Raw genomic sequence first — 25,944 nt, 5'->3', positions numbered from 1 at the left:
CTCAGCCGTCTCGGGTCGACAGGCGGGCGTAGGCCAGCGAAAGCCCGATGACGATGTAGCAGGCCGCGCGCAACGCGCCTTCGCCCAGCATCTGCGTGCCCATCGGGTCCTGCAGGACCTCCGCCGGGGCCAGCGACCAGTTCTGCGTCAGCAGGAACGGGTGCAGCCAGTCCAGCGACGTCAGGAACCCGAGGATCGTGAACACGATGTCGCCCGCCAGGACGGAAGCCACCACCAGCATCGGGTGCTCGGTCCAGCTGGACAGCGCCAGCGCCACCGCGCCGACCGCCCACAGCTGCAGCACCACCCAGCCCGCCACCAGCAGGATCCGCGCCAGCGCACCGCCCAGGGACAACGTGGTGCCCGACAGCGTGAACAGCGAATCCGTGCCGTTGATAATGAGCCCGGTCACCACGCCCGTCACGCACATCGCCAGCACCGACACGACCGACACCGTCGCGACGCCGAACGCCTTGACCGCCAGCAGCCGGCCGCGGCCGACCGGAGCGATCAGCCAGCCGCGCAGCGTGCCGTGCGAGGTCTCACCCGCGATCGCGTCCGCGCCCGCCATGGCCGAAGCCAGCGGCAGCAGCAGCGCGAGCGACATCACGATCGCCGCGATGGGCAGCACGAACGCGTTGTTGACCGCGGACGAGAGCAGCGCTCCGCCGCCTTCGTCCGGGCCGCCGCCGGCGTTCGGGTTGTCGTCCACCAGCGTCAGGCCGATGCCGATCACCACCGGGATCAGCGCCAGCAACCCGAGCACGGCCAGCGTGCGCGGCCGCCGGAAGATCCAGCGCAGCTCCGCGGCCAGCAGCCGCGGCAACGGCACCGTGTCGTGGCCCGTGCGGGCCGCCGGTGCGTCGAGAACCGCCGTCGTCATTCCGCCCCCTCGGTCAGCCGCGCGAACAGGTCTTCCAGGCCGGTGCGGGCCCGCGTCGCCTCGTGGACCGCGACCCCCGCGCCCACCAGGACCTGCAGCACCCGCGGCGCCTCGGCCGCGGTCAGATCGGCCCGGATGCCGTCCGGCGTGAGCCGGGCGCCGATCCGGTTCTCCCGCAGCACTTCCACCGCCTGCTCCGCGTCCGGCGTGCGGACCAGCAAGGCCGCGTTCCCGGACTCCAGCAGCTCCGCCAGCTCGCCCTGCGCGACGACGTTGCCGGACTGCAGGACGGCCACGTGCGTGCACGTCGCTTCGACCTCGGCCAGCAGGTGCGACGACACCAGCACGGTGACGCCCTCGGCGTGCAGCTCGGCCACGATCCTGCGGATCTCCCTGGTACCAGCAGGGTCGAGGCCGTTGGTCGGCTCGTCGAGCACGACCATCTTCCGCGGCACGAGCAACGCCGAAGCGAGCCCGAGCCGTTGCTTCATGCCGAGCGAATACCCCTTGTACCGCCGGCGCGCCGCCCCGGTCAGGCCGACGCGCTCCAGCGCCGTGTCCACCGCGGCAGGGATCCCGGCGGAGGACAGCCGCGGTTCCGCCGCGGCGAAGCGCAGCAAGTTGTCGCGCCCGGAGAGGAACGGGTGGAAGCCCGGCCCCTCGACCAGCGCGCCGACGTCCGGCAGCGCGTGCGCGGCGGCGTCCGGCATCGGGCGGCCGAGCAGCTCGACCTCGCCCTCGGTCGGCCGGACCAGGCCGAGCAGCATCCGGATGGTGGTCGTCTTGCCCGAGCCGTTCGGCCCGAGCATCCCGACGACCGCGCCCTGCGGGATGTCGAGGTCGACGTGATCGACCGCGACGGTGCTGCCGTAGACCTTGCGCAGTCCCCGGGTCCGCGCGGCGAGCGGGACCGCCGGGGCGGACGCCTCCGAAGAGACGTCCGCCCCGGACTGGACAGTGGTGCTGGTCACTTCTGACCCAGCGCTTCGTACAGGACCTGCTCCGGCACCGCACCGGCGGCGAACCGGCCGTCGTCGGTCAGCACCGCGCTGCCGACCTTCGTGGTGACGAGGTAGCCGCTGCCCCACGCGCCGTTGACCTTCTTCGCGAACCGCTCGAGCAGCGCCTTCGGGTCCGCGTTGCCGCCGCGGCCTTCACGGCCGGACTGCTGCTTCGGCGCCGCGTTCAGCGCGTCCGCCGGGACCTTGCCGGTGACGACGGTGTCCCAGCCGTCGCCGACGACCTTGACGTCCTGCTTCGCCTGCTCGGCGAGGTCCTTGTGCTGCTGGTCGATCGTCGGCGTCTTCTCCTGCACCTTGGCGCCCTTCGGCGGGGTGAAGGTGAAGAGGTCGGCCGGCTGCTGGGTGAACTCGATCTCGGTGAACGCCACCTCGAGCGCCGGCGTCGCCGTGCCGTTGCTCAGCACCGACATCCGCAGCGGCATCCGCGTCTGCGAGTCGACCGCCACGCGGATCTCGCGCAGCAGCGTCCGCTCGGTCGGCTTCGGCGTCAGGACCAGCTCGTAGGCCGGGCGGCCGGCGACGGTCGCGGTGCCGTCGACCGAGACCGTGCTGCTCTCGCGGACCTTCGCGAGCAGTTCCGTCGAGGCCGCCAGCGGGTCGGCGGTCTTGTCGCTGCCCGCGCCCTTCTGCTGGGCCACGTCGGCCGGGATGGTCACCTTGGTCGCGGTGTTCGTCTTGGAGCTGTAGTCCCAGACGGTGGTGCCGTCGTGGACGACGGTCTGCTGGCTCGCGCCCTGCGTGACGGCCAGCCGGCTCTTGCCCGCTCCGTCGGTGAAGAGGTGGGCCGAGTCCATGTTCAGCGCCGACGCGCCCGGCACCGCGTTCCCCAGTGCGGGCAGGCCCAGGTCGTTGCTCACCTTCACCGTGCCGTCGAACGCGCCCGGCTTCGCCTTGGCCACCGACTGGACCAGGTCCTCGGCGCTCACCTGCGGCAGCGCCGGCTTGTCGTCGGCGCTGGCCGGCATCGCGACAAACGCGAGGCCACCGGCACCGAGCGCGGTGCCGAGGACCGCGGCGGTGATGCCCTTCGTCTTCGGTTTCATGCGTCTCTCCCTGTGGTGTTCCCGGGCTTGAGTGTGCCCGGCTCCCTGGCCACGACGCTTCCCTCTCGAGGCTGAGATACCCCTGAAGGTTCTCCCTCTCCGGCTGAGATCGCGCTGAGAACCGACGCACGACCTGCGAAAACCGGCCATGATGAGTCTCGTGAAACCTCGGGTGCTGGTGGTCGACGACGAACCGGGCGTGCGGAAGGCGCTGCAGCGCGGGCTGCGCGCGGAGGGCATGGACGTGGTCACCGCCGCGGACGGGCCCACCGGCCTGCAGCTGGCGAGCACCGGCTCGTTCGACGTCGTCCTGCTCGACATCATGCTGCCGGGCCTGTCGGGCTACCGCGTGCTGGAGCGGCTGCGCAAGGACGGCGTGACCACGCCGGTGCTGCTCGTCTCGGCGAAGGACGGCGAGGTCGACCAGGCCGACGGCCTCGACCTCGGTGCCGACGGCTACCTCGTCAAGCCGTTCTCGTTCGTGGTGCTGGTCGCGCAGGTCCGCGCGGTGCTGCGCCGGGCCGGGCCGGAAGCCGGCCGCGGCACGCTGCGGCTCGGCGCGCTGGCCGTCGACCGCGGGCTGCGGCAGGTGCACTGGCACGACGAAGAGGTCGGGCTGAGCCCGCGGGAGTTCGCGCTGCTGGAGGTCCTCGTCGGGCGGGCCGGCACGGTCGTCACGAAAGACGAGCTGCTGCGCGCGGTCTGGGGCGAGGAGCAGGCGGTGACCCGCAACCTCGTCGAGGTCTACGTCGGGTACGTGCGCCGCAAGCTCGACGCGGTCGGGGCCGGCGCGTTGCTGCGGACCGTGCGGGGGCACGGCTACCTGGCGTCCGACGCACAGCTCGACGAGGTCATCACCCCGTGACCGGCTGGTGGCGGGGCCGGACCCTGCAGGCCCGGATCACCGTGCTGGCCGCGACGATCACCCTGGTCTGCCTGCTCGGGCTGGCGGCACTGGCCGCGTCGAACCTCTCACCCCGGCTCATCGGCTCGGTCGACCACGAGCTGACGAGCGCGCTCGGCCCGGCCGGGGCCGAGGTGAGCGCGGGCCGTCCGCTGTCCGGGTCCGCCCCGGTGACGCTGCGGGTGCTCGACATCGCGGGCGCACCCGTGGACGGCGGCACCCCGACCGGACTCTCCGCTTCGGACGTCTCGGCGCTCAAGGCGGGGCAGCCGATCCAGCGCGACGGCGCGCGGTACCTGGGGACGGTCGTCAGCGCGCCGGACGGGGCGCAACGGCTGGTCGTCGCGGGCGCCGGCCTGGTCGGGTTCGCCGCCGCGGTGCACTACGGCGGAGTGTGGCTGGTGGTCGTCGCGGTGGTCGGCGCGCTGGTCGCGGGCTTCGCGACGTGGCTGGTGGTGCGCCTGTCGCTGCGGCCGGTCGCGCGCATGCGGGGTTCGGTGCGGTCGCTGCCGCCGGCGGCGCGGCTGGCGCTGCCGGACTCGCACGACGAGCTGCGCGCGCTGGCGGAGGAGTTCAACGCGCTGCTGGAACGCCAGGAACAGGCCAGCGACCGGCTCCGGCGCTTCACCGGCGACGCCGCGCACGAGCTGCGCTCGCCGGTCGCCTCGATCCGGGTGCAGGCCGAGGTCGCCGTCACCAACCCCGATCCGGAGCTCGCGCAGGAGACGTTGTCGGACATCTTGACCGAGGCCGAGCGGCTGTCGTCGCTGCTGGACGGGCTGCTGTCGCTGGCCCGCTCGGACGCGGGGGAGGTGCCGCCCGCTTCGCCGGTCGAGCTGGTGAGCGAGGTCCGCGCGGCGGTGGCCCGGCTCCCGGCGGGGACCCCGGAGACCCGGGTGAGCACGGCGGTCGCCCAGGCGTGGGCGTCGGCCGCGCACGCGGAGGTGGAGCTGGTGCTGGACAACCTGCTGCGCAACGCGTGCCGCTACGCGCGCGGCCAGATCGTGGTGTCGGTGCTGGCGTCGCGGTCGTCGGTGCGGGTCGTGGTCGACGACGACGGGCCGGGGATCGCGCCGGAGCACCGCGAGAAGGTGTTCGACCGCTTTTACCGGATCGCGGACGACCGGGCCCGGTCCTCCGGCGGCACGGGACTGGGCCTGGCGATGGTGGCGGAGACGGTCCGGCGCCGAGGTGGCCGCGTCCAGGTCGGCGAGTCCCCGGACGGCGGCGCGCGGTTCGTGGTCGTCTGGCGCGCGGTCCCCGCAGGCTGACGCCGGTCCCGGCTCAAGCGCCCCAAGGTGGCCTTCGGTGCGTTGAACGCACCCAATGTGGCCTTCGGTGCGTTGAACGCACCCAATGTGGCCTTGGGGCGTTTGGTCGTCTGGCGTGCGGCCGGCGGCGGGGCTTCCGGGTAGGTTCCGGGACTGTGAACGCTGTGATCGTGGGAGCCGCCCTGGTGCGGGACGGCAAGCTGCTGGCCCAGCAGCGGGCCTGGCCGCCGAAGCACGCGGGGCAGTGGGAACTGCCCGGCGGCCGGGTCGAAGAAGGGGAGTCCGAAGCGTTCGCGCTGGCTCGCGAGTGCAGCGAGGAGCTCGACGTCGTCGTCGAGGTCGGCGGCCGGGTCGGGGAGGACATCCCGCTGCCCGGTGGCCGGGTTCTCCGCATCTACGCCGCGAAGCTCGTTTCGCCGGGGGACGAGCCGCGGGCCGTCGAGCACCGAGCCGTGCGCTGGCTCGGGCCCGACGACCTCGACGACGTCGACTGGCTGCCCGCCGACCGGATCCTGCTGCCGGCCTTCCGCGCGCTGCTCAGTGACCAGTCCGGCCAAAAGTAGGCCGCCCCGCGCTCGGCACGCGACCGTTGCTACGAAGTCATGCGGCCGTGACTGTGGCCGGAGTGGTCACCGATCGGCGCAGCAGCGCCGATCATGCGCAGTGCTGCTTCGAGCCGGTGCGAGCCGCGTTCGCGGGCGCGCTCCGCGCCCGCCTTGCGCACGCGATCCAGCTCCGAGACGTCGTCGAGCAGCGAAGACGCGCGTTCCCGCAGCGGCCGCAGCTCTTCGATCACCGCGTCGGCGACGGCGTCCTTCACCGCTCCGTACGACGAAAACTCGTCAGCCAGTTCCGCCGGCGACCCGCCGCGGCAGGCGGCGAGGATCTCCAGCAGGTTCGCCATCCCCGGGCGCGTCTCCGGGGCGTGCACCGGCACCGAACCGCCGTCGGTGACCGCGCGGCGGATCTTGCGGCGGATCTGGTCGGGCTCGTCGAGCACGAACACCACGCCCACCGCGTCCCGGGCCGACTTCGACATCTTGCGCGTCGGGTCGGCCAGGTCCTTCACCCGCGCGCCGGCCGGCGGCAGCACCGCGCGCGGGATGGTGAACACGTCGCCGTAGGTGCCGTTGAACCGCTTCGCCAGTGTCCGCGTCAGCTCCACGTGCTGCCGCTGGTCCTCGCCGACCGGCACCTCGTCCGCGCCCTGCAGGAGGATGTCGGCGGCCATCAGCGCCGGGTAGGTCAGCAGCGACAGCCGCACCCCGGCCTGACCTTTGGACTTCTCCTTGAACTGGATCATCCGCGCGGCCTCGCCGTAGTTGCAGGTGCACTCCAGGACCCAGGTCAGCGCGCCGAGCTCGCGGGCCAGGTCGGACTGGACGAACACCCGCTCGGGATCGATGCCGGCGGCGATCAGCACCGCCAGCTGCTCGCGCGCCAGTGATCGGAGTTTCGATGGGTTGTGCGGGGTCGTCATGCCGTGCAGGTCGGCGACGAAGTACAGGTCCTCCGCGCCGCCCTCGATGGCCCAGCGGCGGACGGCGCCGAGGTGGTTGCCGAGGTGGACGTGACCGGAGGGCGTGATGCCGGACAGCTTGCTCATCGTGGGTTCCTTCCGCGGGGGGCCACCCCGGAGAAGGCACGAAAAAGGCCGCCCGTCCGGGGCGGCCACTGGCTGGTTCAGCGCAGGGTCAGCAGGCCGCCGAGGGCGGCCACCAGCTGGACGTCTGCGCGTGCATGGCGCCGACTATAGCTCGATCCGTCACCACTTCGCATCGTCCGGACGCGCAGGCGCGCGAGCGGGTCTACCGTCTTAACCATGTATGTCGTCCTGCTGAACTACACAGCACCGATCGAGGAAATCGACTACGCGCTCCCGGACCACGCCGAGTGGCTGAACAAGCAGTACGAACGCGGCCTCTTCCTCGCGTCCGGGCGGCGGAACCCGCGCACCGGCGGCGTGATCTTCACGCGCCCGATGTCCCGCGGGAAGCTCGACGCCGTCCTGGCGTCCGACCCGTTCTGCGTGAAGCACCTCGCGAAGTACGAGGTCATCGAGTTCTCGCCGACGAAGACCGCGCCGGAGCTCCGGCTGCTCAACGAGGCCGTCCCCCACTAGCACTCAGGCGGCCAGATCCAGCTTCGCCTTCTGCAGAGCCAAGACCGGGCACTTCTTGCAGCGCGGCTTCGACCGGCAGCACTTCTTCTTGACCTTGCCGGCCTTCATCAGCTTGCGCACGACCTTCCGCGGGTCTTTCGGCTTCTTGCCCACGGGCACGCACCTTCCGGATCGGCGACCTTCACCGGGTTTCCACGTTAGGCCAGCCTAACCGACAGGGGGGCGTGGGGCCGCTCACAATGGGGTGGCAGGTATCCTGGGTGAGGTCCGCGTGTGACCAGAGCCGGTCACGTGGTGCCCGAGGGCATACAGCCGAACGGCTTGCGCGGCCATCCAACCCTTGAAGTTCAGGAGTTCTCGCGTGCCCGCAGCCAGCGCTACCGTCGAAACCGGCCGGCCGACCGGTAAGACCCGGCCCGACCTGCGCAACGTCGCGATCGTCGCCCACGTCGACCACGGCAAGACCACGCTGGTGGACGCGATGCTCCGCCAGTCCGGCGCCTTCGCCGAGCGCGCCGAGCTCGTCGACCGCGTGATGGACTCGGGCGAGCTCGAGCGCGAAAAGGGCATCACGATCCTCGCGAAGAACACCTCGATCCACCGCCAGACGCCCGAGGGCCAGGTGACGATCAACGTCATCGACACCCCCGGCCACGCCGACTTCGGCGGCGAGGTCGAGCGCGGCCTGGCCATGGTCGACGGCGTCGTCCTGCTGGTCGACGCGTCCGAGGGCCCGCTCCCGCAGACCCGGTTCGTGCTCCGCAAGACCCTCGAAGCCGGCCTGCCGGTGATCCTGCTGGTCAACAAGACCGACCGGCCGGACGCCCGGATCGCCGAGGTCGTCGAGGAGACCCACGACCTGCTGCTCGAGCTGGCCAGCGACATCGAGGACGCCGACCACGACGCGATCCTCGACCTCCCGGTCGTCTACGCCTCCGCGCGCGCCGGCAAGGCGAGCCTGGAGCAGCCCGCCGACGGCGAGATCCCCGAGAGCGAGAACCTCGACCCGCTGTTCGACACCCTGCTCCGGCACGTGCCGCCGCCCGCCGCCGACCTCGACGCGCCGCTGCAGGCGCTGGTCACCAACCTCGACGCGTCCAACTTCCTCGGCCGCATCGCGCTGATCCGCATCCACGCCGGCAAGCTGCGCAAGGGCCAGACCGTGGCCTGGATGCGCGAAGACGGCAACGTGCAGAACGTCCGCATCTCCGAGCTGCTCGTCACCGAGGCGCTCACCCGCGTCCCGGCGACCGAGGCCAGCGCCGGCGAGCTCGTCGCCATCGCGGGCATCCCGGACATCACCATCGGCGACACCCTGGCCGACTCCGACAACCCGGTCGCGCTGCCCCGGATCACCGTCGACGAGCCCGCGATCTCGATGACCATCGGCGTCAACACCTCGCCGCTGGCCGGGCGCAACGGCGGCGACAAGGTCACCGCGCGGCTGGTCAAGGCGCGCCTCGACCAGGAGCTGATCGGTAACGTCTCGATCCGCGTCCTGCCGACCGAGCGCCCGGACACCTGGGAGGTCCAGGGCCGTGGCGAGCTGGCGCTGGCCATCCTGGTCGAGCAGATGCGGCGCGAGGGCTTCGAGCTGACCGTCGGCAAGCCGCAGGTGGTGCTGCGCACGATCGACGGCAAGCTCCACGAGCCGTTCGAGCGCCTGTACATCGACTCGCCGGAGGAGCACCTCGGCGCGATCACCCAGCTCCTGGCGGCGCGCAAGGGCCGCATGGAGGACATGAGCGGCAACGGCAGCGGCCGGATCAAGCTGGAGTACGTCCTCCCGTCGCGCGGCCTGATCAGCTTCCGCACCGACTTCCTCACCGAGACCCGCGGCACCGGCATCGCGAACCACGTGTTCGAGGGCTACTTCCCGTGGGCGGGCGAGATCCGCACCCGCCACAGCGGCTCCTTGGTCGCCGACCGCACCGGCCCGGTCACCGCGTACGCGATGATCCAGCTGGCCGACCGCGGCACCTTCTTCGTCGAGCCGGGCGCCGAGGTGTACGAGGGCATGGTCGTGGGCGAGAACCCGCGCTTCGAGGACCTCGACATCAACATCACCAAGGAGAAGAAGCTGACCAACATGCGTCAGTCCTCCGCCGACGTGATGGAGACGCTGGCCCGCCCGCGCAAGATGGGCCTGGAAGAGGCGCTGGAGTTCTGCTCGGTCGACGAGTGCGTCGAGGTCGCGCCCGAGGTCGTCCGGGTCCGCAAGGTCACCCTGGACGTCAACACCCGCGCGAAGGAGCGTTCGCGCGCCAAGAGCCGCGACAACGCCTGATCCCCGCCTTCGGAAAAACCTCCCGGTGCTCGTCACCGGGAGGTTTTTTCGTGTCCGTTCCCTTACGCTGGGTCGGCCGGTGGCGAACCCAGCGTCATGAATTCCGCCGTTCTTCTCCTTATATCTTTATAGGGGTCGCGGCGGTTTCAGCGCCTGGCGCCGACCACCGGCGTGAACCGTTTTCGTGTCCGGCCCGTGTTCGTTCCGCCGTTCCGGAACGGTCCGGGAACCCGGACGGTGTTCCGCGCGTCCTCTCCCATAGCGCCCACCTTGGGGCGGCGGGGCCGCCCGATCCGGGTATGGGAATCTCGGTTTCGGCGGCGAAGGGGGTCGTGGGAGCATGACTGACCCGATCGGGCGAAACTGGGAGGAACGGGGCGTGCGGGTGAATCGCAAGGCGGTGCCGGTGCTGGCACTCGCGGCCGTGCTGCTCACCGCCTGTTCCAACACCCCGCCACCCCCGGTCGTGTCGTCGTCGGTCGCGCCCGTGTCCACCACCGGCAAGACGCCGTCGCAGATCGTCGTCGGCGTCGACGACGTGCTCGGCGGGTACAACCCGCACAACCTCGCGGACTCGTCCCAGGTGACCTCCGCGCTCTCGCAGCTGCTGCTGCCCTCGGTGTTCCGCCAGAAGGACGACGGCACCACCCAGCTCGACAAGAACCTGATGAAGTCCGCGGAGGTGATCTCGCAGCAGCCGTTCGTGGTGGCCTACGAGATCCGGCCCGACGCCTCCTGGTCCGACGGCGCGCCGATCGCCGCCGAGGACTTCGACTACCTGCGAACCCAGCTGCGCGACCAGCCCGGCGTGATCGAGCCCGCCGGCTACCGGCAGATCACCGACCTGCAGTCCCGCGAAGGCGGCAAGCGCGTCGAGGTCACCTTCGCCAAGCCGTACCCCGGCTGGCAGACGCTGTTCTCCGACCTGCTGCCCGCCCACCTGCTCAAGGACGCGCCCGACGGCTGGCGCGGGGCGCTCGCGTCGAACTTCCCGGCCATCGCCGGCCCGTTCTCGATCAAGAGCCTGGACACCGCCCGCGGCGAGGTGATCCTCGAGCGCAACGAGCGCTACTGGGAGAAGCCCGCCGCGATCGACCGGATCGTGCTCCGCCGGTCGGACCAGAACACGCTGCTGGCCGCGCTGCGCAGCGGCAACGACCAGTTCGCGCTGGCGCGGACCACCGGTGACGAGCTCAAGCTGCTCGGCGAGCTCGGCTCCTCCGTGCGGCTGCACACCGTCGCCCGCCCGCTCGTGGCCGACGTGCTGCTGCGCCCGGTCAGTGCGACGCTGCAGGACGCCCAGGTGCGCGCCGGGGTGGCCGCGCTGATCGACCGCACCAAGCTGATCACCGAAGGCGTCAACGGCGGTCCGTCGTCGGCGCTCCACGCCGACGCCCAGGTGACCGCGCCGTCGGTGAAGGGCTACGCGGCGACGATCCCGCCCGGGCCGCCCACCGCCCCCGACGTCGCCAAGGCCGAGCAGTCGCTGACGGCGGCCGGCTACACCAAGACCGCGGGCACCTGGCGCAAGAACGGGCGGGCGCTCTCGCTGGTCATCGCCTCCCCGGCCACCCAGGAGCCGTACGCGACGATCGCCAAGGAGCTCACCGGCCAGCTCGCCGCGCAGGGCATCGAGGTCAACGCGATCACCCCGCAGCCGCGCGACCTGTTCAGCGGCCTGCTGGCGATGCCGGTCGTCGGCGGGGTCCAGCAGCCGACCGGCGACTCGGCGGGCAACGTCGGGATCGACATCGCCGTCGTCCCGCAGGCGGTCGGCGGCGACACCGCTTCGGTCCTCGCCTCGACCTTCGGCTGCCGCCCGGAGCAGACGGCCGAGGGCGTGGACAAGACCAAGCCCGTCGTCCCGGGCAACGCGGCCGGCTTCTGCGACCCGGCGCTGCAGCCGTCGATCGACGCGGCGCTGTCGGGATCGACCTCGGTCACCGAGGCGCTGACCACCCTAGAGCCTGAACTTTGGCGCCAGAACGTGGTGATTCCGCTGTTCCAATTGGCTGACACCCTGGCGATCGGATCCGGCATCTCGGGCGTCACGCCCGGTCCCCCCATGGTGGGCCCGTTCGGGTCGGCGGTGAACTGGACTCGCGGCCCGAAGTAATCGGTTGGCTACGCATTCAGTACTACCGGGTGATCTTTACCAACGCCTTCGAGTGGGGTGTTGTGAATCCATGAGGTAACCGTCGTATTTCTGGATGTCGACTGGAAGTCACCCTTTGGTCACGATCGACCCGGAACTGGTGACTGTCGGTGCTTTTCCTTTCTAGCGTGCTCCCGCAGTGCGCCAGTTGAGTGTCGCTTGGCGTGTCGTAGGCTCCGGCCCATCCAAACCGGAGCGGTGTGGGCCCTTGTCCCGATATTCAAGGGCTCAGTGCTAGGAGGGCACACTTCATGAGGAGATCCAAAGCTGTCTCCGCTTTGTCGCTCGTCGCCGGCGCTTCGCTGTTGCTGAGCGCCTGCAGCGGCGGCGATTCGGGTTCGGGCAACACCGACCAGAACGGATCGTCGACCGACGTCAAGGCGATGGCTGCCGGCAAGGCCGAGACCGGCGACCTGTTCAAGCTCGCGGACACCCCGGGGTACGACGGCACGGTCACGATCGGTATCGACGACGGGTACTCGGGGTACAACAACCAGACCCCGGACACCAACAGCTCGTACAACAACTACGTCCTGACCGCGGTGCTCTCCGGTACGTTGAAGCTCGACGGCAACAACAAGGTGCTGCTGAACAGCGACGTCTTCCAGTCGTGGGACATCACGCAGAAGGACCCGCAGCAGGTCACCTACAAGATCAAGCCGAACATCAAGTGGTCGGACGGTCAGGCCTACGACTGCAAGGACATGTACCTGGCGTGGCTGTCGCAGAGCGGCCTGGCCAAGGGCCCGGACGGCAAGAACCCGTTCAACTCGGCGTCGACCACCGGTTACTCGCTGATCAGCAAGGCCGAGTGCAAGGACCCGCTGACCTTCGTCACCGACTACAGCGAGCCCTACCTCGACTACAAGGGCCTGTTCAACTCGCCGGCGATCATGCCCGCGCACATCCTCGAGGCCAAGACCGGCATCGCGGACATCACCAAGCTGGCCCCGACCGGCGACGGCGCGCAGATCAAGGCCGCCGGTGACTTCTGGTCGAACGAGTGGAAGGGCTTCAAGGCGGACATCATGCCGTCGTCGGGCCCGTACAAGATCACCGCGTTCGACGCCAACCAGAAGGCCGTCACCCTCGAGAAGAACCCGATGTGGGCGGGCGGCAAGGGTGGCCCGTCGAAGATCATCGTGAAGGCCATGGAAGACACCAAGGCCATGGCGACCGCGCTGCAGAACGGTGAGATCGACGTTGCCGCGTCGACCCAGCCGGACGCCACCGCGGCCCAGACGATGAAGGGCCTCGCGGCCCAGGGCGTGGTCTACGGTTCGGCCCCGCAGCTGACCTACGAGCACCTCGACCTGAACTTCAAGCGCATGTTCGCCGACAAGGACCTCCGCAAGGCGTTCCTCGAGTCGGTCAACCGCAAGGAGATCACGGACAAGCTGCTCAAGGAGGTCCAGGCGGACGCGGAGCCGCTGAACAGCGTCGTCTTCTTCCAGGGTGAAGAGGGCTACACCGACCTGTACGGCAGCAAGGCGGGCCTGGGCGCCGACGCGGCGGCCAAGACGCTGACCGACGCCGGCTGGGCCAAGGGTGGCGACGGCATCTTCGCGAAGAACGGTGTGCGTGCTTCGTTCAAGATCACGCACAACCAGAACGCGCGCCGCAGCCAGACCGTCGAGATCATCATCTCGCAGGCCAAGGCGGCCGGCATCGAGGTCAAGGACGAGACCGACGCCAACTTCCTCAAGGGTGGCCGCGTCTCGACCGGTGACTACGACGTCGCGCTGTTCGGCTGGTCGGCCCAGCCGTTCAAGGCGGAGTCCCGCTCGATCTACGTCTGCCCGGACAACGGTGGTGAGCAGAACTACCAGAACCTGTGCGACCCGAAGATCGACGAGGCCTACACCGCCGCGGTGAAGGCGACCGACGAGCAGGTCAAGCTGCAGAAGTACCAGGAAGCCGACAAGGCCATCGCGGACGACTACGCGACCCTGCCGCTGTTCCAGACGCCGAGCATGTGGGCGTTCAAGGGCATCGACCGCGTCTACATGCAGTCGTACGACGGTGTCCTGTGGAACGTCGGCGAGTGGGAGAAGAAGAAGTAGGGCTCGTCCCGCCTCTTCTTTCCCCTCGCTCCAGATGACCTGGGAGGTACCGGGACCCGGCCACAAGCCGGGCCCCGGTACCCACCGGAAGTAGCTGTTGACCGTAGGGTTACCGCCACTACGGTAGACAACCGGGTAGCGGTCCAGCGCACTTCTGACGACCAGGCCCGGATGAGGAGCAGTTCGTTGAACCTGGTGATCTACATCCTTCGCCGTTTGGCGATATCGATCCCCGTCCTGCTGGTCGGGACGTTCTTGTGTTTCGTCATGGTCGCCGGCACCGGTGACCCGCTGGGTGAGCTGCGGCAGAACCCGACCATCAGCAAGGAAGCGCTGGCCGCCACGGCCGCCAAGCTCGGTCTCGACCAGGGCATCGTGCCCCGCTACTTCACGTGGCTGGGTGACTTCCTGAGCGGGAACTGGGGCATCTCGATCGCGCAGGGCAACGCCCTCGCGCCGGTCGCGCCCAAGGTGATGGCCGCCTTCGGCGTCACCCTCAAGCTGGTCGTCGGCGCCGAGATCCTCGCCCTGATCATCGGCATCATCGTCGGCGTGCTCGCCGCGGTGAAGCAGTACTCGATCATCGACTACCTCGCGACCACCCTCGCCTTCCTGCTCTTCTCGATGCCGATCTTCTGCGTCGCGATCGTGCTGAAGCGCTATGCGATCGAGATCAACGGCTGGGTCCGCGACCTCGGCCTGCAGGATGTCCTCGGCAACCCGTGGCTCCGCACGACCAGCCCGGAACAGCTGAAGACCGACGGCGTCGGCGACTTCATCACCAGCACGATCGGCGCGTACCTGCTGCCGACCCTGTCGATCATGGCGATCAGCTTCGCCGCGTACAGCCGGTTCCAGCGCGCCTCGATGCTCGAGGTGATGAGCTCGGACTACGTGCGCACCGCGCGCGCCAAGGGCCTCGGCAACGGCCGGGTCATCTTCCGGCACGCGTTCCGCAACGCCCTGATCCCGGTGTCGACGCTGTTCTCGGTCAACTTCGGCTCGGTGCTCGCCGGCGCGATCATCACCGAAACGGTGTTCAACTGGCACGGTATGGGCACATTGCTGGTGGAAGCCGTCTCGAAGAACGACACTCAAGTGATGATGGGTTGGCTCGTGGTGATCGCCAGCAGTGTCATCGTCGCCAACCTGATCGCCGACCTGATGTACGGCATCCTGGACCCGAGGATTCGCGTTGGCTGACTTGAACTCTCTCATCGCGGCGAGCGAGACCGAAACCAAGGACGGCACGCTGCCGCCGGAGGCGCTGCCGGAACCGCGCAGCCAGGGCCGGCTGGTCCTGCGGAAGTTCCTGCACCACAAGCTGGCGATGGCGTCGTCGGCCGTGCTGATCCTGATCGTGCTGCTCAGCATCCTGCTGCCGATCTTCTGGAAGCACGGCTACCAGGACAGCTCGTTCCCGTCCTTCGCCAAGCCGAGCAGCGACTTCCCGCTCGGGACGACGCAGGTCGGCAAGGACATGGTATCGCAGGTGCTGCGCGGCACGCAGTACTCGCTGCTGATCGCGCTCACGGTGTCGATCCTGGCGACGGTGATCGGCGTCGTGTTCGGGGCGATCGCCGGCTACCTGCGCGGGTTCTCCGACTCGGCCATCTCCCGGGTGACGGACCTGTTCCTGATCATCCCGCAGATCGCCGCGGCGGCCATCCTCGCCAAGGTGTTCGGCGGCGGCTCCTGGTACATCGTCGCGCTGGTGCTGGCGGCGTTCGGCTGGATGCAGATCGCCCGGATCACCCGCGCCGAGGCGATGTCGCTGTCCCAGCGCGAGTTCGTCGACGCGGCCCGCGCGTCGGGCGCCGGGACGTTCCGGATCATCTTCAAGCACCTGGTGCCGAACATGGTCGGCAGCATCACGGTCAACGCGACCCTCGCGGTCGCGCAGGCCGTGCTGGCGGAAGCCGCGCTGTCGTTCATCGGCCTGGGCGTCCAGCTGCCGGACACTTCGCTCGGCCGCGTCATCCTGGAGAACTACGCCCAGCTGCAGACGCGGCCGGCGCTGTTCTTCGGGCCGTTCATCGTGCTCGTGCTGATTTCACTGACGATCAACTTCATCGGTGACGGTCTTCGCGACGCCTTCGACCCGCGTCAGCGGAGAATGAAGGCCTGAACGCGTGCCGCGGGGGTGACCGGTTCCGGTCGCCCCCGCGTCCGTTTTCCAGCGGAGATCGCCGGACCTGGGGGTTTCGGATGAATCTCGTGCTTTACGTGTTCCGCAGGCTGGCCATCTCCGTCCCGGTCCTGCTGGTGGGCACGTTCCTGTGCTTCGTCATGGTGTCCAACACCGGCGACCCGCTCGGCGAGATCCGCAGCAAACCGGGGATCAGCGCCGCGGCCATCGCCGAGACCGAGCACAAGCTCGGCCTCGACCAGAGCGTCGTCGCCCGCTACTTCAGCTGGCTGGGGCACTTCCTGACCGGCGACTGGGGCATCTCGATCGCGCAGGGCAACGCCTTCGCCCCGGTCCAGCCGAAGGTGCTGGCCGCGTTCAAGGTCACCCTGGAACTGGTGCTGACGGCGTCGGTGCTGGCCCTGGTCTTCGGGGTGCTGGTGGGGGTCCTCGCCGCCGTCAAGCAGTACTCGATCTGGGACTACCTGGCGACGACGCTGGCCTTCCTGATGTTCTCGATGCCGATCTTCTGCGTGGCGATCGTCCTCAAGGGCTACGCGATCCGCGCCAACATCTGGGTGCGGGACCTGGGCCTGTCCGACGTCCTCGGCGACCCGTGGCTGCGGACGACGAGCCCGGAGAGCCTCTCGGCCACCGGCGTCGGCGACGCGCTCGCGAAGTACGTCGGCGCGTTCCTGCTGCCGACGCTGTCGATCATGGCGATCACGTTCGCCGCGTACAGCCGCTTCCAGCGGGCGTCGATGCTGGAGGTCCTGGGCGCCGATTACGTCCGCACAGCGCGCGCCAAGGGCGTCTCGAACAGCCGCGTGATCTGGCGCCACGCGTTCCGCAACGCGCTGATCCCGGTGATGACGCTGTTTTCGGTCAACTTCGGCGCCACGGTGACGGGCGCGATCATCACCGAGACGGTGTTCAACTGGCACGGCATGGGCACGCTGCTGGTGGAGGCGGTCAACAAGAACGACCCGCAGGTGCTGATGGGCTGGCTGGTGGTGATCGCGGCGAGCGTGGTGATCGCGAACCTGGTCGCGGACCTGCTGTACGGCATCCTCGACCCCCGCATCCGCGTCGGCTGACACGGCGCTCTGGCCCGGAAACGCCGAAGGGCCCGCACCACCCGGGTGCGGGCCCTTCAACGTAGGTACGTCAGTCGGCCACCGGGGCCAGCTTGCCGGCTTCCCAGGCCGCGCGGCGCTCGGCCTGCAGGATCGGGTCCGCGACCGGGGCCGCCGACAGCAGGCGCCTCGTGTACTCCTGCTGCGGCGAGTGCAGCACCTGGTCGCGGGTGCCGACCTCGACCAGCTTGCCGTGCTGCATCACCGCGACGCGGTCGGCCAGCAGGTCGACCACCGCCAGGTCGTGGCTGATGAACAGGCAGGCGAACTGCAGCGACTGCTGCAGGTCCAAGAACAGGTCCAGCACGCGGGCCTGCACCGACACGTCCAGCGCCGAGGTGGGCTCGTCCGCGATGAGCAGGGCCGGGTCGAGCGACAGCGCGCGGGCGATGGCCACGCGCTGGCGCTGGCCGCCGGAGAGCTCGTGCGGGTAGCGGTTCATGTAGTGGCCGCCCAGCTCGACCTTGTCGAGCAGCGAGCGCACGCGCGCCGACAGCGCCTTGCCGGACAGCACCTTGTGCAGCACCATCGGCTCCGCGATGGACTCGCCGATCGTCATCTTCGGGTCCAGCGTCGACGCCGGGTCCTGGAACACGATCGAGAAGAACCGGCGAAGCGGCCGGATCTCCTTCGCCGACATCGTCGTGATGTCCTTGCCCGCGATCGCGATCGTGCCCTGGGTCGCGCGCAGCAGGCCGACGGCGCAGCGGCCGACGGTCGACTTGCCCGAGCCCGACTCGCCCACCAGGCCGACGATCTCGCCCTTGGCGATGGTCAGCGAGACGTCGTCGACCGCGCGGTTCTTGGCCTGGCCGCGGCGGCCCGGGTACTCGAGCACCAGGTTCTTGATCTCGAGGGCCGGGGCGGCCTCCTCGATCACGGCCTCCAGCTCGGCGTCGGCCAGCCGGATCTCCTCGGCGATCTTGGCCGCCTCGGTGCTGTCGCTGGCGATGCCGGCGTCGTCGAGCAGGCGGCGGCCCTCGGGGCGCTGGCCGAGCACCGGCACCGCGGCGAGCAGCCGCCGGGTGTAGTCCTCCTTCGGCGACGCGAACAGCTCGCGCACCGGCGCCTCTTCGACGATCTCGCCCTGGTACATCACGATGACGCGGTCGGCCATGTCGGCGACGACGCCCATGTCGTGGGTGATCAGCACGATCGCCGTGTCGAGGGTGTCCCGCAGCTTGCGGAGCAGGCCGAGGATCTCCGCCTGGACCGTGACGTCGAGCGCCGTGGTCGGCTCGTCGGCGATGATGACCTTCGGGTCGCACGCGATCGCCATGGCGATGACGACGCGCTGGCGCAGGCCGCCCGAGAGCTGGTGCGGGTACTGCTTGAACCGCAGCTCGGGGTTCGGGATGCCGACCATGTCGAGCAGCTCGACCGCGCGCTTGTCGGCGGCGTCCTTGGCGATGTCGAGGTGGGACCGCAGGGCCTCGCGCAGCTGCCAGCCGACCGTGTAGACCGGGTTCAGCGCCGTCATCGGCTCCTGGAAGATCATCGCGACCTGGTTGCCGCGGATCTTCTGCATGTCCTTCTCTTTGAGATCCGCCAGGTTGCGCTCGCCGAGGCGCAGCTCACCGGCGATCCGGCTGGTCTTGGGCAGCAGGCCCAGCACCGACATCGACGTGACGGACTTGCCGGACCCGGACTCCCCGACCACGGCGACGATCTCGCCGGGCTGCACGTCGAACCCGATGCCCTTGACGGCGTCCACGACGCCGTCCTCGGTCTGGAACGACACGCTGAGGTCGGAGATGGACAGGACGGATCCGGACACGCCGGCGACGTTCGCCGAAGTTGCTTCAGTGCTCACCAAGATGCCCTTCGTGGGGGTACAGACGGTCACGACGCGGCGGTCGCGACTCGCGCGAGGATAACCGAGGGTGTCCCCGACGAAGGTCGGAGCACGGGAATTACGCTCAACCCGTGATCTCCCCGGTATCGCGAAGGCTGCTGTTCGTCCACGCCCATCCCGACGACGAAAGCATCACCACCGGCGCCTCGATCGCACGATACGCCGCCGAAGGCGCCGAGGTGACCGTGGTGACCTGCACGCTGGGTGAGGAGGGCGAGGTCATGGCCGGCCTGCCCGAGCTGGCCGGGCTGCGCGCCCAGGCGGCCGACCAGCTGGGCGGCTACCGCGTCGCCGAGCTGAAGGCCGCCTGCGCCGCGCTGGGGGTGTCGCGGCACTACTTCCTGGGCGGGCTCGGCCGGTGGCGGGATTCGGGCATGGCGGGCACGCCGCCGGCCTCGCACCCGCGGGCGTTCACCGGGGGCAGCGCCGAGGAGCAGGCCGCCCAGCTGGCGGCGGTCCTCGACGAGGTCCGGCCGCAGGTCGTCGTCACCTACGACGCCTTCGGCGGGTACGGCCACCCCGACCACATCCGCGCCCACGAGATCACGATGGCGGCGGCGACCCGGGCCGGCTCGGTCGAGCGGGTGTTCCACACCGTGACGTCGAAGAGCGCGCTGCGTGCCGGGCTGGCCGCGCTGCGTGCGGGCGAGCCCCGCTACCGCGTCCCGGACGACGACGAGCTGCCCGCGACGCCCGACGAGGAGATCACCACGGTGCTCGACGTCGCCGCGTACGTCCCGGCGAAGCTGGCGGCACTGCGCGCGCACGCCACGCAGCTGGCGGTGGTCGACGGCGACGTCCCGGCCTTCGCGCTGACGAACGAGATCGCCCAGCCGATCCCCGCGAAGGACTCCTTCGTGCTGGCCCACGGCCCGGCCGCGGGTGCGGCGGACGACCTGTTCGGCGGGCTGTGACCGTGGACGAGCGGCTGACGCTCGAGCAGGGCCTGCTGCTCGCGCTGCTCGCCGTCGACACGGTGCTGCTCGCGCTGCTGGAGCTGTTCTTCCTGCCGCTGCGGATCGGGGTGGTCCCGGTGCCGGTGATGGTGCTCGTGGGCGCCGTCACCACGCCGTGGCTGGTGTGGACCACGGCGAAGCTGGTGCGCCCCGGGCTTTCCTGGGTACCCCTGGCGCTGTGGGTGCTCGTCGTGTTCGGGGTCGGCCTGCTGGGCCCGGGCGGTGACCTGGTGCTGATCCAGGACTGGCGGGCGTTGCTGCTGCTCGGCGCGAGCGCGCTGCCGGGCGCGATGGTGCTCGGCGGCGCGCCGCGCCGGGCGGTGGGAAGGGGAGCGGGACGTGGGTGAGTCGATCTCCGATCGGCAGGTCGTGGCGGTGCTGCGGCCGTTCGTGCGGGCGTGCGGGCCGATGCTGGACGCGCTGCGCGAGTCCGACCCGTTCGGGCTGCAGGCGCGTGCCTCGGAGGACTTGGCCGAGGTCGAGTCGGGCTTGAAGGCGAAGCTGATCCACGGCGTCACGTCGGTGAAGGTGCCGGGCACGGCGGCGTGGGCGCGGATGACGGGGTACGACCGGTCGAGCTGGTGGATGAACCGCGTCGGCCGGTTCACGGCGCTGCTGACGTCGATCCCCGGGCTGGGTGGCGCGCTGGCCGACCGCCTGCCGGTGCAGGACGCACTGGGCGCGGCGTCGCAGGGGCTGCTGCTGTGCGCGATCGCGGGCGAGTACGGGGTGACCGACGTGGGCACCCGGGTCCGGCTCATCGCGTGGGTGCTCTTCGAGCGCGAGATCGACCCGGATCTCGCGGCGGGCAAGCACGCGGAGCACGACGAAGCCGCGGAGGCGGACGAAGCGGCGAAGCTGACCGAGGAGCTGAGGGCGTCGGAGAAGAAGCACGGCAAGGCGACGGTCAAGGCGGCCGGCCGCACGCTGTGGCGGCTCGGCCGCGGGCTCCTCGGCATCACGGGCGAGCTGGAGAAGCGCCCGCGCGGCAACCTGTTCCACCGGGCGCTGGGCATGCTCCCGGTCGTCGGTGCGGCGGGCGACTACCTCGGCGAGCGGTCGGGGTTGCGGGTCGTGTGGAAGCGCGCGCACGTGTGGCTGACCGAGCGCCGCACCTGATCTTCCCCGGCGGCGCCCGGTCCAAACCTCACTTCCAGAACTGGAAGAGGAAGAACCCCGACGAGGCACCGGGATAGCCCCCCAGCGCGTCGAAGATCCAGCCGGCACCGTCCCACAGGGCGGCGTTCGCCGGGGGGAACAGGAACAGGACCGCGAACAGGATGATCGGCGCCCACGGGCGCACCTGCGCGCCGAACGCCCGCGCCTGCGCCGGCAGGTACGGCTCGATCGCACCCCAGCCGTCGAGGCCCGGGATCGGCAGGATGTTGAGGATGAACGTCACGACCTGCAGCAGCGCGAGGAAGGACATCGCGATCACGAGGCCGTAGGCCATCGGGACGAGCGCGACCACCAGGCACAGCGCCGCGCCGACCGCGAGGTTGCTCAGCGGCCCGGCCAGCGACACCCAGGACGACGTCCCCCGGGAGCGCAACGCGCCGCGGTTGATCCAGACCGCGCCGCCCGGCAGCGGGATGCCGCCGATGAACAGGAAGATCAGCGGCAGGACGATCGACAGGACGGGGTCGGTGTACTTCCGGACATCGAGGTTCAGGTAACCCTTGTGGGCGACGCTGTAGTCGCCGCCGCGGTAGGCCACCATCGCGTGGCCGAACTCGTGCAGTGACAGTGACGCCACCCAACCGGCGGCGACGAAGATCACGACACCGGCCACGGCCAGTGCGTCGTGATCTCGGACGAAGAACGGATTGACGTGACCGAATGCGGCCATCACGCCACCGACGGCGGTGAGCGCGAGGATGCCGAGGAAGACCGGGCTGGGACGCACTGCTGACTTCTGCACGTGCTCCAGTCTTCCGTATGCCCGGTGTGAAGTTACCGGCGTGTCCCCTTGCGCGATCGGGCCGGAACGTCCCCCGAACTCGCTACTCCGCTTGACCTGACCGCACTACACGGGTGTAATCACAGTGATGTCATTCGCCGCCGAGAGGGGACGGCGAGTGTCGTTTCACCACCGCCAGCCTGGGGAGTGCTAGGGAGCGAGGAGGCGGACGTGCGGTTGGAAGCCGATGGGAAGGAATGGGGGCACGTCATGAGTTGGGGCGAGATCCCGGAGCAGGCTCTGGGAGATCTCACCGAGCTCATCGATGCCACCGAAGAAGAGCAGGATTGGCAGGAACGCGCCCTGTGCGCGCAGACGGACCCGGAGGCGTTCTTCCCCGAGAAGGGCGGTTCCACCCGCGAAGCCAAGCGGATTTGCCTGGGCTGCGAGGTCAAGGACGAGTGCCTGGAGTACGCACTGGCCCACGACGAACGCTTCGGCATCTGGGGCGGTCTGTCCGAGCGGGAGCGCCGGAAGCTCAAAAAACGAGCGGTTTAGGGACAGGTGTGTTCGCGGAACGCGCGAACCCTGATCGCTCGTTTCAGTGTCTTCTGGGGGTGCAACCCCCAGAACCCGCCCGGGGGCAAGCCCCCGGACCCCCGCGCGTGGCTGGGTTCGCGTTGACCTCGCCTGATTGCTTGGGTGAATCGCCGGTGACGCTTGCGTCACCGGTGATTCCGCTGTGCGGGGCGCTCGGCGTGGGTTCACCACCGGGTGACTGGTCGGGGCCGTAGGGTGGCCGCACCGACTGCCGCCTGATCTGGAGCGTTCGTTGCCCCGCACCGCCGCGCCGCCCGTCCCGCGCACCGCGCCCGTTCTGGCCATTGTGGTCTGTCACGACGGCGAAAACTGGCTGCCGCTGGCGCTTTCCGCGTTGCGCCGCAGCACCGTCCGGCCCCGGCACGTCCTCGCCGTGGACACCGGCTCCACCGACGCGACCCCGCGGCTGCTCGCCGAAGCCGCCGAGGATCCCGGCCTGGATTCGTCCCCCGTTCTCTCCGGGGTCATCACACTGCCGAGTGATACCGGCTTCGCGGCCGCGGTCGCCGAAGCCGTCGCGCACGCCACCGAGCGGTGGGGCGACCCCGGTTCCTGGCTGTGGCTGCTGCACGACGACTGCGCGCCCGAACCCGACTGCCTCGATCAGCTCCTGCACGTCGCCACGAAGGAACCGTCGGCCACCGTGCTCGGTGCCCTCGGTCTCGACTGGACCGATCCGCGGCTGATCGTCGAAGCCGGGCTGTCCACCGACGCGTCCGGGCACCGCCAGCAGGTCGCCACGACCGGCGAGGACCCGGTGGCGGTGCTCGCCGTGCCCAGCGCCGGCTCGCTCGTGCGCCGCGACGCCTGGGACTCCCTCGGCGGCTTCGACCCCGATTTCCCGTTGCTGCGGGAGGATCTCGACTTCGGCTGGCGCGCGAACGCGGCCGGGGGCGTGGTCCTGTCCGTCCCGCTCGCGCGGGTGCGGCACGCCCGCGCCGTGACCACCGGACGGCGGGCGGCGGACGCGCTCCCCGGGCCGCCGGCCGCCGCGAACCGCGCCCACGGGCTGCGCGTCTTCCTGGTGAACTGCTCGCCGTTTTCCTTCTGGCTCGGCATGATCCGGCTCCCGGTGCTCGCCGTGCTGCGCGCGCTGGCCTTCGTCCTGCTGCGCCGCACCGGCGAAGCGCGGGCCGAGCTCGCCGCCGCCGGGTACCTCCTCAGTGGACGCGGCGGATTGCGCGCCGCGCGGGCCCGCCGGCGGCGGAATCCGCGGCCGGGCACGGTTCGCGGGCTCTTCACCGGACGCGGGACCCGGCTGCGCAACGCCGTCCGCGCCGGCGTCGTCGGCCTGGTGCGCCGCGGCGTCGAGAACGACGTCGCGCTCGGCCGGGTGCCCGAGACCGTCGAAACCGAGTCGGCGTGGGTGACGCCGGAAGCGCTCGACGCCCGCGAGAACCGTCCGGTCGGCCCCGACGCGCTGCCCGCGGGCGCGCTGCGCGGCGTCAGCTCACGCGGGTCCGGGCTGCGCCGCCCGGGCACGCTCGTCGCCGTCGCGCTGCCGGAAACCCCGGCGCCGCTCGCCGAAGACGCGACCGAAGCCGAAGAGCCGGAGCCGGAACTCGTCTTCGTGGAGGTCAACCGCCGCCGGGTGCTGGCGGCCACGATCTTCGCGCCGCCCGTGGTCCTGCTCGTGGTGCTGACCACGCTCGGGCTGTTCGTCAACCGCGCCCGGCTGGGCCTCGACCTCTTCGGCGGCAAGCTGCTCCCGGTCGCCGGCCTGGGGGAGCTCTGGACGTCCTACCTGACGCCGTGGCACGCGATCGCGGGCGGCACCGGGGCGCCCGCGTCGGCCACCCTGCCGGTGCTCGGCGCGCTCGGCGCGGTGTTCGCGCCGATCGGCGGCCCGGCCGCGCTGGTCGCCGTGCTGCTCCTCGGCGACATCCCGCTGGCCGCGCTGAGCGCGTACGCGGCGACGCGGCGGCTTCGCGTACGCCGCTGGGTGCGCGCGGTCGTCGCGGCGACGTACGCGCTGTTGCCGGCCGCGACCGCGGGCGTGGCGCAGGGCCGGCTGGACGTCGGCGTGGTGCACCTGGTGCTGCCGCTGGTGGCCGCGGGCATCGCCGGGCTGCTCGTGCACGCGGACACGCGCTGGCTGCACGTGTCCGCGCTGTCGGCGTTCGGGGTGGCGCTGCTCGGCGCGTTCTCACCGCTGGCGCACGGGCTCGCGCTCGCCGGGCTGCTGATCGGGTTCGTCGTGCTGCCCGCCCCGACCGGGCTGGCGCGCCGGATCGCGTCGGTCGGGATCGTGGTGCTGCTGCCGCTGGCGCTGCTGCTGCCGTGGCCGACCGTGCTGCTGAAGCACCCGGGACTCCTCGTCCAGGGGCTCGGCGGTGCGACATCGGCCGTCTCCGGCACCGATCTGGCCGGGCTCGACCCGGGCGGGCCGGGCGCCTGGCCGATCGGCGTCGCGGTGATCGCCGCGGCGCTGGTGGCGCTGGTCGTCCGGCCGACGAAGCTCGCCGCCGGCGGGCTCGCGCTGGCGGCGCTGGGAGCGGGCGGGCTGGTGCTGGTGCGGCTGGTCACGGCACCCCCGTTGCAGGGCGGCGCGCCGTCACACGGCTACACGGGCGTGCCGCTGCTGATCGTCGGCGCCGGGCTGCTGTGGGTGGTGCTCGGCTCGTGGCAGCGCGGCGGCCCGACCGGCGTCCCGGCGACCTGGCTGCCGAAGGTGATGGCGGTGGCCGGAGTGGCGGTGTTCCTGGCGCTGGCGACCGGCGCGGTGATCGTCGGCTCGCAGGGCCCGCTACGAGCCGGTGAGCGGCCGTCGCTGGCCCCGGAGGTCGCGGCCGAGCTGACGGCGTCGGGCAGGTCGGTGCTCGACCTGGCCCCGGACGCGACGCGCCAGATCACCGGCCGCCTCCCGCACTACGGCGACGACGAGCTGGCCCCGACGCCCGGAACACCGGCCCGCTTGGCGTCCTGGCGCCGCGACCTGGGCCAAGGCGACGCGGCGGCGGTCCAACGCTCCTTCGCGGCGGCTGCGGCCGCGGGCGTCCAGTTCGTGGTGCTCCCGCCGGGCGTGGACCCGCAGGCCTACCCGCCGCTGGCGAAGGACCTGCTTTCGGTGGCCGCCCCGACATCGGACGGCCGCGGAGTGCTCCGCCTGCTCCCGCCGGCGGGCCAGGTGATCTTGATCTCCCCGGAGCAGGCGAAGGCAGCGGTCACGGGAGGCGGCGCACCGGGCACGGCACCGGGCGTGGCGCCGGTCCGCGCGGAGCTGCCGGACGTCCGCGTCCGCGTATCCGACGGCCCGACGGGCCGCCTCCTGGTACTGGCGGCGGAGCAGGAACCGGGCTGGAAGGCGTCGGTCGCCGGCAAGCCGGTACCGATCGTGCCGGCGTGGGGCCACCAGGTAGCGGTGTCGGTGCCACCGACGTCCGCGGAGGTGACGGTGGAGTACCCGGGAACGGAAAGAAACCTCCTCCTCCTGGCCCAGCTGGCGGCGGTGCTCTTCACCCTGCTGACGGCGGTCCCGGCCCGCCGGGCCCCCAGCTCCCCGCGCGGCGAAGGCTTGTAATCGCAGGAGCGGGGTGGTCATCCCGTCGCCTGAGGCCGTGAAATCACTTTGAGCCGGGCCCGCAACACAGAGCGCAGCGCGAGAAGACAGCGCAAGCTT

The 25,944-nt window shown here is 70.8% G+C and carries 23 protein-coding genes; 15 read left to right on the top strand and 8 right to left on the bottom strand.

Annotated elements, in window-relative coordinates:
* Position 1: 1 nt before the first annotated feature.
* The 3 genes from AB0M30_RS43285 to AB0M30_RS43275 are packed head-to-tail and all read right to left on the bottom strand — an operon-like array spanning position 2 to position 2,948.
* On the bottom strand, positions 2-883 hold the full coding sequence (locus tag AB0M30_RS43285) for an ABC transporter permease subunit (protein WP_364597162.1): 882 nt from the start codon (positions 881-883) through the stop codon (positions 2-4).
* Entirely contained in the window at positions 880-1,854 is a 975-nt protein-coding gene (locus AB0M30_RS43280) for an ABC transporter ATP-binding protein (protein ID WP_364597159.1), read from the bottom strand. The genes AB0M30_RS43285 and AB0M30_RS43280 overlap by 4 nt, the downstream gene beginning before the upstream one ends.
* Positions 1,851-2,948, bottom strand: coding sequence for a sigma-E factor regulatory protein RseB domain-containing protein (locus AB0M30_RS43275; RefSeq protein WP_103337073.1), 1,098 nt, complete (start codon positions 2,946-2,948; stop codon positions 1,851-1,853). The genes AB0M30_RS43280 and AB0M30_RS43275 overlap by 4 nt, the downstream gene beginning before the upstream one ends.
* 148 nt (positions 2,949-3,096) lie before the next feature.
* Here AB0M30_RS43275 and AB0M30_RS43270 point away from each other — a divergent pair, with 148 nt between their 5' ends.
* The 3 genes from AB0M30_RS43270 to AB0M30_RS43260 all read left to right on the top strand — a co-directional run bounded on the left by AB0M30_RS43270 (position 3,097) and on the right by AB0M30_RS43260 (position 5,686).
* Complete coding sequence (locus tag AB0M30_RS43270) at positions 3,097-3,813, top strand: response regulator transcription factor (protein WP_364597156.1); 717 nt, start codon at positions 3,097-3,099, stop codon at positions 3,811-3,813.
* The gene (locus AB0M30_RS43265; RefSeq protein ID WP_364597153.1) at positions 3,810-5,123 is read left to right on the top strand and encodes a HAMP domain-containing sensor histidine kinase; all 1,314 of its coding nucleotides are present in this window, start codon (positions 3,810-3,812) and stop codon (positions 5,121-5,123) included. The genes AB0M30_RS43270 and AB0M30_RS43265 overlap by 4 nt, the downstream gene beginning before the upstream one ends.
* Positions 5,124-5,278: 155 nt before the next feature.
* Positions 5,279-5,686: an NUDIX domain-containing protein gene (locus AB0M30_RS43260; RefSeq protein WP_364597150.1), complete on the top strand. Its 408-nt coding sequence runs from the start codon at positions 5,279-5,281 to the stop codon at positions 5,684-5,686.
* 29 nt (positions 5,687-5,715) lie between these two features.
* Here the strand turns inward: AB0M30_RS43260 and trpS are convergent, their stop codons facing one another.
* Complete coding sequence (gene trpS / locus AB0M30_RS43255) at positions 5,716-6,729, bottom strand: tryptophan--tRNA ligase (RefSeq protein ID WP_364597147.1); 1,014 nt, start codon at positions 6,727-6,729, stop codon at positions 5,716-5,718.
* Between the two features lie 77 nt (positions 6,730-6,806).
* A complete protein-coding gene (locus AB0M30_RS43250) occupies positions 6,807-6,947 on the bottom strand; it encodes a hypothetical protein (RefSeq protein WP_364597144.1) in 141 nt (46 codons plus the stop codon).
* On the opposite strand from AB0M30_RS43250, the gene AB0M30_RS43245 reads away from it, so the two are divergent.
* Positions 6,946-7,245, top strand: a complete 300-nt coding sequence (locus tag AB0M30_RS43245; protein WP_364597141.1) for a YciI family protein — start codon at positions 6,946-6,948, stop codon at positions 7,243-7,245. The two genes, AB0M30_RS43250 and AB0M30_RS43245, sit on opposite strands and share 2 nt — an antisense overlap.
* A gap of 3 nt (positions 7,246-7,248) precedes the next feature.
* Here the strand turns inward: AB0M30_RS43245 and AB0M30_RS43240 are convergent, their stop codons facing one another.
* Positions 7,249-7,398, bottom strand: a complete 150-nt coding sequence (locus AB0M30_RS43240; RefSeq protein ID WP_360162754.1) for a hypothetical protein — start codon at positions 7,396-7,398, stop codon at positions 7,249-7,251.
* Between the two features lie 208 nt (positions 7,399-7,606).
* Between AB0M30_RS43240 and typA the strand changes: the two genes are divergently transcribed.
* The 6 genes from typA to AB0M30_RS43210 all read left to right on the top strand — a co-directional run bounded on the left by typA (position 7,607) and on the right by AB0M30_RS43210 (position 16,975).
* Entirely contained in the window at positions 7,607-9,532 is a 1,926-nt protein-coding gene (gene typA / locus AB0M30_RS43235; protein WP_364597138.1) for a translational GTPase TypA, read from the top strand.
* Positions 9,533-9,911: 379 nt separating this feature from the next.
* Positions 9,912-11,648 (top strand): ABC transporter family substrate-binding protein, encoded by a 1,737-nt coding sequence (locus AB0M30_RS43230; protein WP_364597135.1) that lies wholly within the window; start codon positions 9,912-9,914, stop codon positions 11,646-11,648.
* Between the two features lie 290 nt (positions 11,649-11,938).
* Positions 11,939-13,750, top strand: a complete 1,812-nt coding sequence (locus tag AB0M30_RS43225) for an ABC transporter family substrate-binding protein (protein WP_364597132.1) — start codon at positions 11,939-11,941, stop codon at positions 13,748-13,750.
* Between the two features lie 186 nt (positions 13,751-13,936).
* Positions 13,937-14,953 (top strand): ABC transporter permease, encoded by a 1,017-nt coding sequence (locus AB0M30_RS43220; RefSeq protein ID WP_364597129.1) that lies wholly within the window; start codon positions 13,937-13,939, stop codon positions 14,951-14,953.
* Between the two features lies 1 nt (position 14,954).
* On the top strand, positions 14,955-15,878 hold the full coding sequence (locus AB0M30_RS43215) for an ABC transporter permease (RefSeq protein WP_364597232.1): 924 nt from the start codon (positions 14,955-14,957) through the stop codon (positions 15,876-15,878).
* Positions 15,879-15,958: 80 nt separating this feature from the next.
* Positions 15,959-16,975, top strand: coding sequence for an ABC transporter permease (locus AB0M30_RS43210; protein WP_364597126.1), 1,017 nt, complete (start codon positions 15,959-15,961; stop codon positions 16,973-16,975).
* Positions 16,976-17,045: 70 nt separating this feature from the next.
* Here AB0M30_RS43210 and AB0M30_RS43205 read toward each other — a convergent pair whose 3' ends face one another.
* Positions 17,046-18,827, bottom strand: coding sequence for an ABC transporter ATP-binding protein (locus AB0M30_RS43205; RefSeq protein WP_364597124.1), 1,782 nt, complete (start codon positions 18,825-18,827; stop codon positions 17,046-17,048).
* A 113-nt stretch (positions 18,828-18,940) separates the two neighbouring features.
* Here AB0M30_RS43205 and mshB point away from each other — a divergent pair, with 113 nt between their 5' ends.
* Genes mshB through AB0M30_RS43190 form a run of 3 tightly spaced genes read left to right on the top strand, consistent with a single transcriptional unit; the run spans position 18,941 to position 20,944 of the window.
* Positions 18,941-19,783, top strand: a complete 843-nt coding sequence (mshB, locus tag AB0M30_RS43200) for an N-acetyl-1-D-myo-inositol-2-amino-2-deoxy-alpha-D-glucopyranoside deacetylase (RefSeq protein ID WP_364597121.1) — start codon at positions 18,941-18,943, stop codon at positions 19,781-19,783.
* Complete coding sequence (locus AB0M30_RS43195) at positions 19,780-20,172, top strand: hypothetical protein (protein ID WP_360186455.1); 393 nt, start codon at positions 19,780-19,782, stop codon at positions 20,170-20,172. The genes mshB and AB0M30_RS43195 overlap by 4 nt, the downstream gene beginning before the upstream one ends.
* A complete protein-coding gene (locus AB0M30_RS43190) occupies positions 20,165-20,944 on the top strand; it encodes a hypothetical protein (RefSeq protein ID WP_103337087.1) in 780 nt (259 codons plus the stop codon). Before AB0M30_RS43195 ends, AB0M30_RS43190 begins: the two co-directional genes overlap by 8 nt.
* Positions 20,945-20,972: 28 nt before the next feature.
* Here the strand turns inward: AB0M30_RS43190 and AB0M30_RS43185 are convergent, their stop codons facing one another.
* Positions 20,973-21,731: a site-2 protease family protein gene (locus AB0M30_RS43185; protein ID WP_364597229.1), complete on the bottom strand. Its 759-nt coding sequence runs from the start codon at positions 21,729-21,731 to the stop codon at positions 20,973-20,975.
* 264 nt (positions 21,732-21,995) lie between these two features.
* Between AB0M30_RS43185 and AB0M30_RS43180 the strand changes: the two genes are divergently transcribed.
* Positions 21,996-22,283: a WhiB family transcriptional regulator gene (locus tag AB0M30_RS43180; protein WP_161790928.1), complete on the top strand. Its 288-nt coding sequence runs from the start codon at positions 21,996-21,998 to the stop codon at positions 22,281-22,283.
* Positions 22,284-22,557: 274 nt separating this feature from the next.
* Entirely contained in the window at positions 22,558-25,845 is a 3,288-nt protein-coding gene (locus AB0M30_RS43175; RefSeq protein WP_364597117.1) for a glycosyltransferase family 2 protein, read from the top strand.
* The last annotated feature ends 99 nt before the right edge of the window (positions 25,846-25,944 follow it).

Origin of the sequence: Amycolatopsis sp. NPDC051716, from assembly GCF_040681595.1 — a bacterium.
Lineage (GTDB): Bacteria > Actinomycetota > Actinomycetes > Mycobacteriales > Pseudonocardiaceae > Amycolatopsis.
The sequence above is the reverse complement of the archived record's forward strand: the minus strand, read 5'-3'. Positions and strand labels throughout refer to the sequence as shown.

What these genes read in the sequence shown, in the direction of transcription:
- AB0M30_RS43285 (WP_364597162.1), bottom strand. Translation starts at nt 883, where the DNA reads ATGACGACGGCGGTTCTCGACGCACCGGCGGCCCGCACGGGCCACGAC.
- AB0M30_RS43275 (WP_103337073.1), bottom strand. Translation starts at nt 2,948, where the DNA reads ATGAAACCGAAGACGAAGGGCATCACCGCCGCGGTCCTCGGCACCGCG.
- AB0M30_RS43270 (WP_364597156.1), top strand. Translation starts at nt 3,097, where the DNA reads ATGATGAGTCTCGTGAAACCTCGGGTGCTGGTGGTCGACGACGAACCG.
- trpS (WP_364597147.1), bottom strand. Translation starts at nt 6,729, where the DNA reads ATGAGCAAGCTGTCCGGCATCACGCCCTCCGGTCACGTCCACCTCGGC.
- AB0M30_RS43245 (WP_364597141.1), top strand. Translation starts at nt 6,946, where the DNA reads ATGTATGTCGTCCTGCTGAACTACACAGCACCGATCGAGGAAATCGAC.
- AB0M30_RS43250 (WP_364597144.1), bottom strand. Translation starts at nt 6,947, where the DNA reads ATGGTTAAGACGGTAGACCCGCTCGCGCGCCTGCGCGTCCGGACGATG.
- AB0M30_RS43225 (WP_364597132.1), top strand. Translation starts at nt 11,939, where the DNA reads ATGAGGAGATCCAAAGCTGTCTCCGCTTTGTCGCTCGTCGCCGGCGCT.
- AB0M30_RS43210 (WP_364597126.1), top strand. Translation starts at nt 15,959, where the DNA reads ATGAATCTCGTGCTTTACGTGTTCCGCAGGCTGGCCATCTCCGTCCCG.
- AB0M30_RS43180 (WP_161790928.1), top strand. Translation starts at nt 21,996, where the DNA reads ATGAGTTGGGGCGAGATCCCGGAGCAGGCTCTGGGAGATCTCACCGAG.